Source organism: Micromonospora humidisoli (assembly GCF_016900955.1).
In the GTDB taxonomy this organism is placed as follows: Bacteria; Actinomycetota; Actinomycetes; order Mycobacteriales; family Micromonosporaceae; genus Micromonospora; species Micromonospora wenchangensis.
Genome location: NZ_JAFEUO010000003.1, coordinates 668573 through 680248 on the forward strand (window position 1 = coordinate 668573; position 11676 = coordinate 680248).

Genomic DNA, 11676 nt, shown 5'->3' on the forward strand with positions numbered 1-11676 from the left:
TCAGCTCCTCCCCAGTGCGACCTGCACGTTGCCACCGCGCCGCTTGATCGCGCCGCGCAGGATCTCCACCAACAGGTCGTCGAGGGCGGTCCCACCGGAACGCAGCTCGATCACCGTCACCCCGCCGCCCCGGCCGGTGAGCGGGGTGACCTGCGCGCCCCGGTTGAGAGACAGCAGCTCCGGGCCGCGTTCACCGACGACCGCCAGGCCGGAGCGGTCGATGGTGCCGCCCTTGGCCAGGTACGGGATGTTGGGTGTGCCGAAGCTGGCGCTGGGCACGCTCACGCCCATGAACGACCCGCCGCCGATGGTGAACGACAGGCCGTTCCACTTGCCGATGATCCAGTTGATGGCGTTGCGGAACGCCGACTTCACCCCGTCGAACATGCCCCGGGCGGCACGCCCGATCCGGGCACCCATTCCGAAGACGAACTGCGCGAGGGCGGTGAACTTGCTGACCACCCAGTCCTTCGCGGACGTCGCGCCGGCCTTGATCTTGTCCCAGTTGCGCACGACGTACAGCACGGCCAGGCCGATCGGACCGGTGATGATCGCCAGCAGGAGCGGCCAGTGTTGTTGCAGCCAGGACCAGACGGCGGCCGCACCGGCCTTGATGCCGCCCCACGCCCACGCCCAGAGCCGTTGAAACCAGTCCGTCTTGACCGCGATGATCACGATGATCGCGACCAGGGCGACGATCGCCAGCACCACCCACGTGATCGGCGAGGACCACAGCTCCAGGTTCAGCACGGCCTGCACCACCGCCCAGACCTTCATCGCCGTCGACACGGTGTAGATCACCCCGGCGAACGCGACCAGGCCGGCGGTCAGCGGGGTGACCCAGCTGGAGTTGCGGGCCAGGAACCCGAACGTCTTTTCGATGTAGGGGATGGCCTTGGCCAGGTTCTCCACCAGCGCCTGCTGCGCCGTGCGTTTGAACGCCTCCAGCTTCGCGCCGGCGGACTGCTCCAGCTGCCGGCCCGCCCGGTCCGCCGCCCCGCCGAGCTGTCCCAGCCCGGTGGTGGCCTTGGACGGATCCATGGCCAGCAGCGCGGCGCCCAAGTCTTCGGCCTTGGTCCCGAACAGCTGTACCGCGACCTGCCCCTGCTTCACCGGGTCCTTGATCCCGCGCAGCCGGTCGAGCGTCTGGTCCAGGGCGGCGGTGGCCTTCGGACCGCCGGCGGCGATGTCGGCGGCCATCTGCTTGCCCGACAGGCCCAGCGCGGCGAAACCGGCCGCCGTGGTGGCCGACCCGTCGACCGCCCGGATCGCGAACTCCTTCAGCGCGTCGGCGGCGGTGTCCGAGTCGCGGGCACCGGCCTTGACGGCCTGCGACAGCAAACCCAGCGCGGCCGGCCCGTCGACGCCGAGCTTGCGGAACTGGGTGCCGTACTCGTTGAACGTGTCGATCAGGTCCTGGCTCTTGTTGACGCCCATCTCCACGCCACGCTGGAGCAGGTCAAAGCCCTCACTGGCCGACTTGACCATCCCGGTGCGGATCATCTGCGACACCGCCGTCGACACCCGGCCGGCGTCCTCCTCCATCACCTTCGACAGGTTGGCCACCTTGGACGCCACCGCGTCGATCTGCGCCGTCGAGGCACCCGACGGGACCAGCGCGTTCTGCATCGCGGCCCGCACCGCCGCGGTGGCCTCCTCCATCGTCTCGACCACACCGCGGGCGTAGACGTCGCCGGCGGCCCGGCCGGCGCTCGCGGCCGCCGGCGTGCCGGCGCCCAGCTGCGCCGCCAGCAGCGCGTCGGTCTTCGACTGCGCGAGGGTCGACGCGACACCGGCGGCCAGCGCCGCCCCGATGGCCAGCCCGGCCGTGGCGGCGACACCCTTCAGCTTGTTGAAGGTCCCGCTGGCCTTGTCCTTGGCCAGGATGTTGAACACCAGGCTGGTGTCGGACACACGATCACCCCCCGGATTCGGCCTTGTTGAGTTGATCGACGGCGTCGCACAGCGCCAGGAACTCCTCCACCGTCAGCCGCTCGATCTCCCACGGCCGGATGTGCAGGTAGTGCGCGAACAACGCCAGCCGGGTCAGTCGGCGTTGTTCGAGGTCGCTTTTCCCTCGATCTGCTCACCCCGGGCCAGCGCCTCGGTGATCTCGATGTCGAGGGCGACCAGCATCTGCTCGCGGTCCTCGTCGGACAGGTTGGCCTTCATCAGCCGGTCCTTCAGCGCGGCCAGCTCGTCGGCGGAGTGCTCCACCAGCAGCTCGCCGGTGTAGAAGTCCGGCAGGTCCTCGAACCGCAAGGTGTGGTGGTCGCGGCGCATCAGGTGCCACAGCAGCACCCGGCGGGCCTTCGCGCTGCCCGACTGCACGTCGGCGCGGAACTTGTCCCAGTTCTGCCCGTACCGCTTCTCGATCAACTCGGCCTCGGACTGGCGGACCCGGTCCGGGTCGAAGCTCCACCGCTGGACGTCGCCGCCCTCGGGGCTGTAGGTGACGTGCATGAGGGTCAAACCTTCCTGGTGATGTATCGGGCGTGTTCGTTCATGACCTTCAGCACCGCCGCCCGGTGCGCCGCCTTGTGCTGCCGGGTGGGCCGGTCGAAGAACTCCGGCTCGCCGATCTGCTGCACCCACACGTCCCGGCCGTAGACCCGGTGCCGCCAGCCCTTGCGGCTGTTGAGCCGCTTCGGGGCATTCGCGAAGCCGCGCGGCATGCCCTTCTTCCGGATCCGCAGCCGGGCCCCGGTCGACCGGCCCGTCAGCCGAGCCTCCGCCTTCAGCTTCGACAGCACCACGGTGCGCAGCGGCGGACCCTCGACCGGGATCCCGGCGGTGCTCATACCCATCAGGCCGGCCCGGACCTCCTGCTTCGCCGGCTCCAGGGCCTGACGCAGCCCCTTGGCCAGTTCCCGCCGCAGCCGCTTACCGTCCGCCTGCTCACCGAGTGCCCGGGCCAGGGCCTGGAGCGCCTCCTGGTCGGTCGACAGCTCGATCATCGGTCAGGCCGTGGCCCGGACGATCGCACCGGACGTCGGATAGGTGACGTCGTGCTCGGCGGTGTCGCCGACCCCGCCAGCGATCGGCTTCCACTCCTTCACCAGCACGTTGCCGGTGTACTTGGGGTTCGACGTGCCCACGGCGGAGTTGGACGTCCGCGTCTCGAAGCTGACGACGGTGCCGAACAACGGCCACATGATGGAGTCGATGGCGGCCGCCGCCACGTCCTGCTTGATGCCCACCGCGAGCTGGCCGGACGCGATGCCGCCGAGGACTTCGGTCCAGCCACCGGAGGCGAACGTGGTCACGTCCTTTTCTTCCACCTCAGCGGTCAGCTCGATCTTGCTGGTGAACGCAGTCACGTCGACACCGTTGATCGCCAGATAGGCGGCCTTCAGAACCATCTTCGGCATGGGGAACCCTCCTCAGGGCATGACAACTGCCCGGGCACCGAGCGGGCCGGGAGACGAATCAGGGGGTTAGGCCGGGCCGATGCCGGCGGCGGCCACGAACAGGAACGACGGGGTGGTGCCGGAGATCGTCCAGCGGACCCGCCACCAGTCGTCGGTGACCGGGCCGGCGACCTTGACCGCCTGGCCACCCCGGGCGGTGGCGGCGGTGAACGTCGCCCTGGTCGTCGGCGACCCGAATCCGACCGTGTCGTCGGACTCGACCACCACCGTGATCGACGGGGTGATGCCGGCCGCCGACAGCACGTGCAGCGTGACGTACAACGCGCCGGTGTCCAGCAGCGCACCGAGCTGCCGGGCGGTGCCGGTGCCCGTCGCCGTACGGGCGGTGCCCGGCGGGTGGAGCACCTGGCCACGCGACAGCGGCCACGATCCGGACCAGTCCGCCGACCACGGGGCCACCTCGCCCACCGCGCCGCCCAACTGATAGCTGCCCTGCATCATCCGGGTCAGCCACGCGACGTCGCCGACGGCCGCGCCGGCCGGGCAGGCCGTCCACGCCCCAACCCCACCCAGCCCCGCCCAGGACGCGTCATCGACCCGGCTCGGGTCGGCAGCTTCCCACTGGCCGGCCCCGGACGCCTTCGTCGACGCCAGGCCGGCCAGCACCTCTTGCCACACCTCGGTCGGGGACGCCGGGTTGAACGCCGTCGCGTCCTTGACCTCGACCTCGCTGGACAGCTCCACCTTGTTGGTGTTGCCCGTCAGGTCGGCACCGCCGACGAACAGCCGCACGCCCTTCAGCACGAACTTGCCCATGGCTCAGCTCCCGTCCCCGATGACCTTCACGACCAGCTCCGCCCCGACGTACTTCGTGCCGGTGTGCTCGTAGTAGCGGTACCCCTGGACCCGCAGCACCATCAGGTCGTCGCACGCCCCACCGAGCGTGGAGTCCGCCTCCAGCGCCTGCTTGAGGCTGGCCGGCCCGGCCCCGGACAGGTAGCCGTCAAGCAGCTGCTGCGACGCCCGGTCATCGGCGGTCCCGACCAGCACCCGGCACGTCACCATCAGCTCGTCCAGGCCCCGGCCGAACGCGCCGGTGAAGTCGACATCAACCTCCGCCGGGAAGAAGCACGGAGCCTCGAACGCGTCCGGCACGTACCCGAACGTGGTCAGCGGCGGGTCGGACACCACCGTGCCGGCCGCCGCGCCGAGCCCGGCACGAACCCGGGAAATGTCCACAGGTCTCCCCCTGTCAGGCGAACGCGGGCAGCACGTAGGGGCTGACGAGGGCCTCCACGTCCGGGTCGGTACGTGACACCCGGACCGCGCCCCACTCGGCCGACCCGGCGATGCCCTCCGGGCTGCCCCGCCGCTTGTGCAGCCGGGCCGCCTGGAGCAACGTCGCCTGCCGCACCTCGTCGGGCACCACGGGCCAACCCCACAGGGCCGTGACCCGCACAGCGGTGGTCCACCACCGGCCGCGCAGCACCGACACCGGCAGGCCCGGCCCGGCCGGGTCCGCCGTCCACCCGGTGTACGCGGTCCAGGTGCCGCCAGCGCCGGTATCGACGGTCAGCCCGGTGACGTCGGCGATGTCGTCGACCAGCAGCCCATCCCCGTCGACGTCACCGGGCACCACCCGGCCATGCGTGCGGTAGACCCTCGCCGAGGGGCTGTCGGCGGCGGTGAACGATCTGCCGGTGATCTTGTCGACGTGCCGCGACGCGGTCTGGAGCGCCTGGTCCAGCAGCGTGTCCCGCGAGTTGTCGGTCACCCCCAGGTATTCCTTGAAGGTGGTCAGGTCCACGTACGTCGCCATCCTCGGTGTCCCCTCACGCGGCGATCGGCACAGGTCAGGTCGTCTGCTGCGGCGGGGCCTGCCGGCCGCGCAGCAGCTCGCCCTTGGGGTTGTAGCCGCGCAGCTTGAGCTGCTCGTCGACCTGGCCGACGCGCTCGGTGTAGCGCTTCTTCTTCGCGTCGTCGGTCGCGGCGGCCGCCGCCCGGACCAGGCCGGCGCGCTCGTGCACCAGGGCCTCGGCGGTGCCGGCCGGGTTCGGGTCGTTGATCTTCTGCTCGTCGCTCATCGCGGGCGGTTCCCTTCACTGATCGGATCGGAGCGGGGCCGGCACCCGGCCGGTGGGCGGCCGGGTGCCGGCGGTGGATCAGGCGCCGGTGAAGGTCGGGGTGACCAGACCGGTGCCGGAGATCTTGCGGGCGTGGGCGTACCGCTGGTGGGTGTAGGCGTAGTAGCCGTAGACCACGAGCAGCACGCCGAGGCTGGCCACCTTGGGCTGCTCCGCGCGGATGTACATCGGCGCGTTCGGGTCCTCCCACAGGTGGAACTCGTTGCGGTCGCCGAGGTAGATCTCGTCCTCGTTGGTGCCGGCACCGAGGTTCGTCGCGATGTTGTTGTCGACGATCACCGGCGTGCCGTTGGGCAGGATGCCGCGCACGCCCCGGCCGTACCGCTCGCCGTAGTTCGCGCCGAGGGTCTGCGCCACCACCCCCGGCTGGGTGATCAGCGGGTAGGAGGTGCCCATCGCGTTCTGCATCCAGTACCAGCGCCGCGAGTGCATCACCGCGAGGTTCTCCCCGGACGCCTGGTCCAGCAGCGCCGCCTCCACCCCCGACAGGCCCTCGATCGCCTTCGGGTACAGCTCGGCGGTCGTCGGGGACGCGTCGGTGTAGGTGACCGCCGTGGCCACCGCCGACAGGCCGGTGGTGGCCTGGTTGATCAGCTTCCCGTCCAGGTTGGTGGCATACCGGCGGAACAGGTCGTCGACGACGATCGGTTCGGTGCCGGCACCACGCTCGATCGACGCCCGGGACATGGTCTGCTGACCGGCGGCGGTCTGCACCGGGATCGTGAGCAGGGTGTCGTCCATGTCCTGCTCGGCGACGTTGTTGTTCTCCCCCGACTGGTTGTCGGCGGACGACGGCGTGGTGATCCGGCTGATGTTGACCGTCATGCCCTGCGCGGGCAGGTCGTGCCGGCGGATCGCGTCGGCGAACGGCCGTCCCGCCGCGGCCGCCGGCGCATACATGTCGGTCAGGTACTGCGGCACCACCAGGCCGGTGAACGCGCCGGTGCCGACCGCGCGCAGCTGGTCGCCGCGGACGGTCCGCTCTTCCTGCATGTGCCGGGTCAGCCGGTCGCGGGCCTCGTAGTCGCCGATGAACGCCGCGGCGACGTCGCGCTCGAAGCTGGCACCGCGCGGGTCCTGGTCCTGGCGGTAGGTGCGTTCCTCGGCACCGACCCGGGCCACCCGGTCGTAGGCGGGGGCCCGGCTCGCGGTCGGCGCGGTGCGGGCCGACAGGGCCGCCACCTCGTCCTCCCGCCGCTGCTCGTCCAGCAGCTCGTCCAGCGCCTCCTGGGCGCGGGTGACGTCCGCGTCGGCGGCGTCGCGCGCCTCCCGGCGGGCGGTGACCGCGTCCTCGGTCAGGTTGGGGTCCGCCCGCAGGGCCGTCAGTGCGTCCTGGGCGGTCCGGCGGGCGGCGATCGCGGTACGCAGGGTTTCCTGCGCCCGGGCGATCAGCTCGGCGAGCGTCATGCTCGTACTCCGTTCGTGAGGTGATCGGTGGACGCCCGTCCAGGTCAGACGGCCACCCGAGGCAGTAGCGCCGGGTGGACTCGTGCGAGGCAGAGCAGGGCAGATGACCCGCGCACGGGTGCGCGGGGAGTCAGGTGGGGCGGCGGTCAGCCGCCGGCGATGGCCAGCTCCAGCAGCGCCCGGGCCCGCCGGTCGGACCCGCGTGCCTGGCGCAGGCTGGCGTCGGTGGCCGGGTTCGCGCCGTAGCCGACGATCGCGACGTCGCCGCGGTGGATGTCGACCTGGTCGATGCGGAACTGCGTCCAGTCCGGCGACCAGGTGCCCGACTCGATCCGGAACGCGAACGACATCTCGTCGACCAGCTTCGCGGCCAGCTTCGGCGCGATGTAGGCCACGTCGACGTCGGCCGGGTCGAGCCGAGCCGCCACGAGCAGACCGGTGTCGTCGACCGACAGGTCCAGGGTGCCGTTCGTGGTGCGGGCGATGCGGCGCAGCTGGTCGTGGCCGAGCACCAGCGGCACGTCCAGGTCCGACCGGCCCAGCGTCTGGGTGAACGCGTCGGCGGAGATGACCTCGGTGTACGGGCCGTACCAGTCCCACATCTCGTACCCGCGCTCGGTCACCGAGGCGTGCCCGGTGAACTCCAGCACGCCGGCGTCACCGGCGGCGGCGCGCAGCTGCGGGTTGCCGAGCACCGCCCGCACGACGGCACGGGATCCGGCCGGCTCCGCCGAGCGGCGCTGCGACGGCCGGTCGGCCCGCTGGCGGACGTGCTGGGCGCGTTCCGCCGCCGCAGCGGCGACGTCCCGGGTGGTCATGCTCATGCCTTCGCCTCCGTCGGCTGCGTGCGGGGAGCGCCGAACACCCGGTCGAACTGGGCCAGGTCGGCATCGGTCAGGGGCGGCCGGTCATTCAGGGCGCGCGCCTCGTCAGGCGTCAGCTGCCTGGAGTCCAGCTCGGTCTTGATCGTGCGCGCCCGGGCCTCGGGGTCCATGGCGAGCAGCGCGTTGCGGTTCAGCTTCACGAACCGGGGCTTCGGGGTCAGGCGGGACAGCGCGGACTCCCGCCGGCTCACCGCCGGCCCCAACTTCATGATCAGGAACTGGAGGTTCCGTTGGGTCATGCTGGCGTAGGTGATCGACCCGGTGGACACCGCCGCGTCGATCAGGTCCGCCGGTGCGCCGAAGAACCGGGCGATGTCCGTCAGCCCGAACTCCCGGGTGCGCAGGAACTCACTGGACGCGGCCACCGTCTGGATCGGCTTGTACTCCCAGTCGTTGCCGTGCACGAACAGGTCACCGTTCGCCACCGCCGCGCGGTAGAAGTCCTTCGCGGTCTGCGCCTCCACCTTGTTGATCTTCTTCGCGGTGTTCTTCAACTCCGCCATGGGGATAGCCGAGCCGCCGAACCAGTCCAGGGCGAACTGCTGCGCGGACAATGACTCCTGGAGCGACCAGGCCGCGTACGCCACGGGCGACAGGCCCAGCGGCATCCCGGCCACCGTGTACTGCCGCTCGTGCCAGATGTCGTCCAGCCGCTCATCGGTGTAGGTGTCGGTGCCGATGCGGACCTCGGTGATGGTCGCGCCCTTGGCCCGGACGGTGACGTCCGACAGGGCGACCAGGTCGATGCGCGCCGGCAACCCGAGCGCGTTCCGTTCGGTCACCACGCCGAAGGTGTTGCCGCCCCGGTCCAGGTCGAACTGCGTGGCCCACAGCCACTCCTGCATGTCGACCTTCTCGCCGCCCGGGTTGATCAGCACCGGGGGCTTGGGCACCTCGGCCTGGACACCCGCCACACGCCGGTACAGGTCCACCGGCATGGTCGACACCAGGTCGGCCCGCAGCGTCAGGCACGCCCACACCGCCGAGTGCCGCAGCGCCGTCTCGTTGGTCACCACCGCGCCGGCGCTGCGGCGCCCCCGCCGCTCGGCGAGCAGATCCTCCGCGCTGGTGATGCTCGCTGCCCGGGCAGCACCACGACCGAACAGGCTCACAGCTGCTCACCCGGCCGCCCCGGCGTCGGCTGCCCCCGACGGTCGGCCCACCACCGGCCGGCGAGCACCACCACAGCGGCCACGATCAGCCCGGAGCCGGGGCCGGCCAGCTGCCCGACGGCGACGCCCAGGCCGGCCGCGAGCAGCAGCAGACCGAGCACATCCAGGGCAAGAGTCACGACATCACGCACAGCTCCTCCTCACCCTCACCCGAACGAATCGGCCACGTCGTAGTCGTCCGCCAGGTGCTTGCGGGTCTCCAGCGCGAACAGCGCCGAGATCGCGGCCTGGAGGCAGATCACGTTGCCGCTGGCCTTGCGGTCCAGCAGCCACACATCGCCGGACGGCTTCGTCCGGGCAACCTTGTACGCGTCGGTGAGGGCGTCCTGGCCCTCGTGGCGCATCGTGCCGGCGCGGACCTCACCGAGCAGCGTCGCGGTGTACGCGGCGCTGTCACTGACCAGCGGCGAGGCGATGTCACCGCGCTTCGGCTCCCCGCTGGGCAGCTCGATCTCCACGTCCAGCAGTGGCTGCTTGAGCTGCTTGGTCGGACCTCCACCGAGGTCCACACCCCACGCCACGGGCGTCCACCGCTCGTCCAGCTCGGCGCAGCGGTCCGGCAGCCAGTCGACGCCCGGCTTGTACTCGATCACCCGCAGGTGGTGCTTCACCGGGCCCTCGCCGGGCCAGGCCGCGACGATCGCCGCCTCGGTGCCCTGCCAGTCACAGGCGATCCCGAACGCCAGCAGGTCACCGGGTGCCTGCCGGATGTCGATCAGGTCGTTCCACCGCTCGACCGGCGGCACGTTCGGATCCGGCGGCAGGACGCTGCCCTTGCGCCGGTTCAGGTACGCCCGGTCGAACTCGTCCGGCGTGGTCTTGAACTTCTCCAGCTCGCCGGCGACGGTGTCCAGGGTGACGGTGTGCCGCCAGGTCGGCGAGCAGTCGCACTCGCCCGGGGTCGGGCACAGCGCCGGCATGCACGTCAGCCACGTCGCCGGCGCGTCCCGGGGGCCGTCGAGGTTGGACCACTCCAGGTAGCAGATCTGCGTCGGCTCGCCGGAGGCGACGACCAGGCGGCCGAGCTCCACCTTCGTGGCCATGTACGTCGACGCCTCGGTGCCCTCGGTCGACACCCGCCAGTGCTGCGGCGACCACCTGGTCAACATCGCCGGCGAGAACGCCTGCTCCAACCGATGGTCGACCGCCGCCCAGAACTCGTCCTCGACCCCGAGGTCGAGCGTCGGCCCGTGCCCGGACGTCTCGGTGTTCGCGGTGATGCTGTCCAACGCCCCGGTGTCCCAGAGGACGCTCTCCGACCCGTTGGCCAGCCGGGTGGTGAACCGGGACGACAACGGGGACGCCTGGAGCACCGGCAGGTGTTCCTCGACGAACTTCCGCCGGGCCGCCAGCAGCTTCTGCGCGGCGTAGAGGATGAACTGGCGCGGACCCTGCGACGGCCGGAACCGGAGCGCCTCGCTGCCCATCTTCAACGCCCGGTGCGCCTTCACCGACAGGATCAGCGTGGTCTTGCCCGACTGGCGGGGCACCACCAGCGTCACGTCCCGGTAGACCAACCACCCGGTGTCCGGGTCGACCTCGAGCGCGGTGTCCACCGCGTACCGCTGCCACGGCATCAGCGGCTGGCCTAGCTGGGCGGCGATCCGCGCCACCCCGACCCCGTACGTCTTGCGGGCCGGGTTCCGCAGCGTTCCGACCCGGGGCGGGCACGTCAGCCCGTACGCCGCGTAGATCTCCTCCGGGGACATCCCCACCCGCAGCGGCACCGGGCCGATCCGCTGGCGGTCACTCAGCGCCGAGGCCATCTTCTTCCTCGGTCGGTGCAGGCTTCAGCTGCCACAGCTGGTCCAGGGTGTCCGTGAGCGCCCGGGCCAGCTGCGCGGGCTGCCGTCGGTCGCCCTCGCCGTCGATGTCGGCGGCCAGGGAGTACGCCAGCTGCGCCAGGGCCTCCTGCCGGCCGGTCAGCTCGCCCAGGTCCTCCACCGCCGACCGGGTGGCGTCCTCCACCGCGCCGCACTCCGGCGGCCGGTACGCCTCGTGGCCGAACAGGTCGGCGTGCTCGGCGAGCAGCTGCCGCACCGGCACGTTCAGCGCGGCCGCCAACCAGAGCAGGTCGTCGACGGACGGCGAGCGGCGCCCGATCTCCAGGTTCCGCAGCGCGGCCGCGGTGAACGTCGCCGGCGCACCGGCGGCCCGGGCCGCCGCGGCGACGTCGTCCCGCGTTCCGCCGTGAGCGGTCCGGGCAGCAGCGATTGCGGCGCTGATCGCGGCGCTGATCGGCTCGGTCATCTGCTGATCCCCCCGATCAGATCCGGGCCCTGTACGTGGCCCGGGGAGAAAAAAATGTCGGCTTGGCGCGGGGTCGACAGGCTGACCAACCCAAAAAACCGGACGCCGCACCTACTCTGACCTGCGCAAACGTCGACCGCGAGGCGTGATCACCGCATCGGTGCTCACCAATCAGGCGACGTCACCCATGCAGTCGGCGCTACGTCGCCCGTGCCGCGTACCTGGTTGCAGCAGCGCTTGCAGGTCGGGCAGCCAGGCGGGCCGTGCGCCGGCCGCCAGTTCCACGTCTCCAACCGGCCGCGCCGCTTCGACCTCGGGATCTTGTGGTCCACCTGGTTGGCACCACCGTGCTGGCAGATCCAGCACACCGGGTGATCCTCCAGGAACTGGAGCCGCAACCGGCGGTACGCCTGGCTGTCCTCGCTGTGCTGGCTCACCCGGCCCCACC

At 71.3% G+C, this 11676-nt stretch carries 15 protein-coding genes; all 15 read right to left on the minus strand.

The genetic code is table 11. The features are described 5' to 3' along the window. A complete protein-coding gene (locus tag JQN84_RS13850; protein WP_204958740.1) occupies positions 1-1914 on the minus strand; it encodes a phage tail tape measure protein in 1914 nt (637 codons plus the stop codon). A gap of 132 nt (positions 1915-2046) precedes the next feature. Continuing rightward, a complete protein-coding gene (locus tag JQN84_RS13855) occupies positions 2047-2463 on the minus strand; it encodes a hypothetical protein (protein WP_204958741.1) in 417 nt (138 codons plus the stop codon). 5 nt (positions 2464-2468) lie between these two features. Further along, complete coding sequence (locus JQN84_RS13860; protein WP_204958742.1) at positions 2469-2957, minus strand: hypothetical protein; 489 nt, start codon at positions 2955-2957, stop codon at positions 2469-2471. Positions 2958-2960: 3 nt separating this feature from the next. Continuing rightward, entirely contained in the window at positions 2961-3371 is a 411-nt protein-coding gene (locus tag JQN84_RS13865; protein ID WP_204958743.1) for a phage tail protein, read from the minus strand. A 66-nt stretch (positions 3372-3437) separates the two neighbouring features. Continuing rightward, positions 3438-4187: a hypothetical protein gene (locus JQN84_RS13870; protein ID WP_204958744.1), complete on the minus strand. Its 750-nt coding sequence runs from the start codon at positions 4185-4187 to the stop codon at positions 3438-3440. A gap of 3 nt (positions 4188-4190) precedes the next feature. Beyond that, on the minus strand, positions 4191-4610 hold the full coding sequence (locus JQN84_RS13875) for a hypothetical protein (protein ID WP_204958745.1): 420 nt from the start codon (positions 4608-4610) through the stop codon (positions 4191-4193). Between the two features lie 13 nt (positions 4611-4623). After that, a complete protein-coding gene (locus JQN84_RS13880; protein WP_204958746.1) occupies positions 4624-5190 on the minus strand; it encodes a head-tail connector protein in 567 nt (188 codons plus the stop codon). Between the two features lie 34 nt (positions 5191-5224). Further along, entirely contained in the window at positions 5225-5455 is a 231-nt protein-coding gene (locus JQN84_RS13885; RefSeq protein ID WP_204958747.1) for a hypothetical protein, read from the minus strand. Between the two features lie 78 nt (positions 5456-5533). Further along, entirely contained in the window at positions 5534-6922 is a 1389-nt protein-coding gene (locus tag JQN84_RS13890; RefSeq protein ID WP_204958748.1) for an HlyD family secretion protein, read from the minus strand. Positions 6923-7068: 146 nt separating this feature from the next. Next, positions 7069-7746 carry an HK97 family phage prohead protease gene (locus JQN84_RS13895; RefSeq protein ID WP_239485288.1) on the minus strand — a complete coding sequence of 226 codons (678 nt, stop codon included), beginning with the start codon at positions 7744-7746 and terminating at the stop codon, positions 7069-7071. After that, complete coding sequence (locus JQN84_RS13900) at positions 7743-8918, minus strand: phage portal protein (RefSeq protein ID WP_204958749.1); 1176 nt, start codon at positions 8916-8918, stop codon at positions 7743-7745. The genes JQN84_RS13895 and JQN84_RS13900 overlap by 4 nt, the downstream gene beginning before the upstream one ends. Further along, entirely contained in the window at positions 8915-9109 is a 195-nt protein-coding gene (locus tag JQN84_RS13905; RefSeq protein ID WP_204958750.1) for a hypothetical protein, read from the minus strand. The genes JQN84_RS13900 and JQN84_RS13905 overlap by 4 nt, the downstream gene beginning before the upstream one ends. A 15-nt stretch (positions 9110-9124) precedes the next feature. Then, positions 9125-10744 carry a terminase large subunit domain-containing protein gene (locus JQN84_RS13910; protein WP_204958751.1) on the minus strand — a complete coding sequence of 540 codons (1620 nt, stop codon included), beginning with the start codon at positions 10742-10744 and terminating at the stop codon, positions 9125-9127. Continuing rightward, entirely contained in the window at positions 10725-11228 is a 504-nt protein-coding gene (locus tag JQN84_RS13915) for a helix-turn-helix domain-containing protein (RefSeq protein ID WP_204958752.1), read from the minus strand. The genes JQN84_RS13910 and JQN84_RS13915 overlap by 20 nt, the downstream gene beginning before the upstream one ends. Before the next feature lie 164 nt (positions 11229-11392). Continuing rightward, positions 11393-11665, minus strand: coding sequence for an HNH endonuclease signature motif containing protein (locus tag JQN84_RS13920; protein WP_307821208.1), 273 nt, complete (start codon positions 11663-11665; stop codon positions 11393-11395). Positions 11666-11676 lie beyond the last annotated feature (11 nt).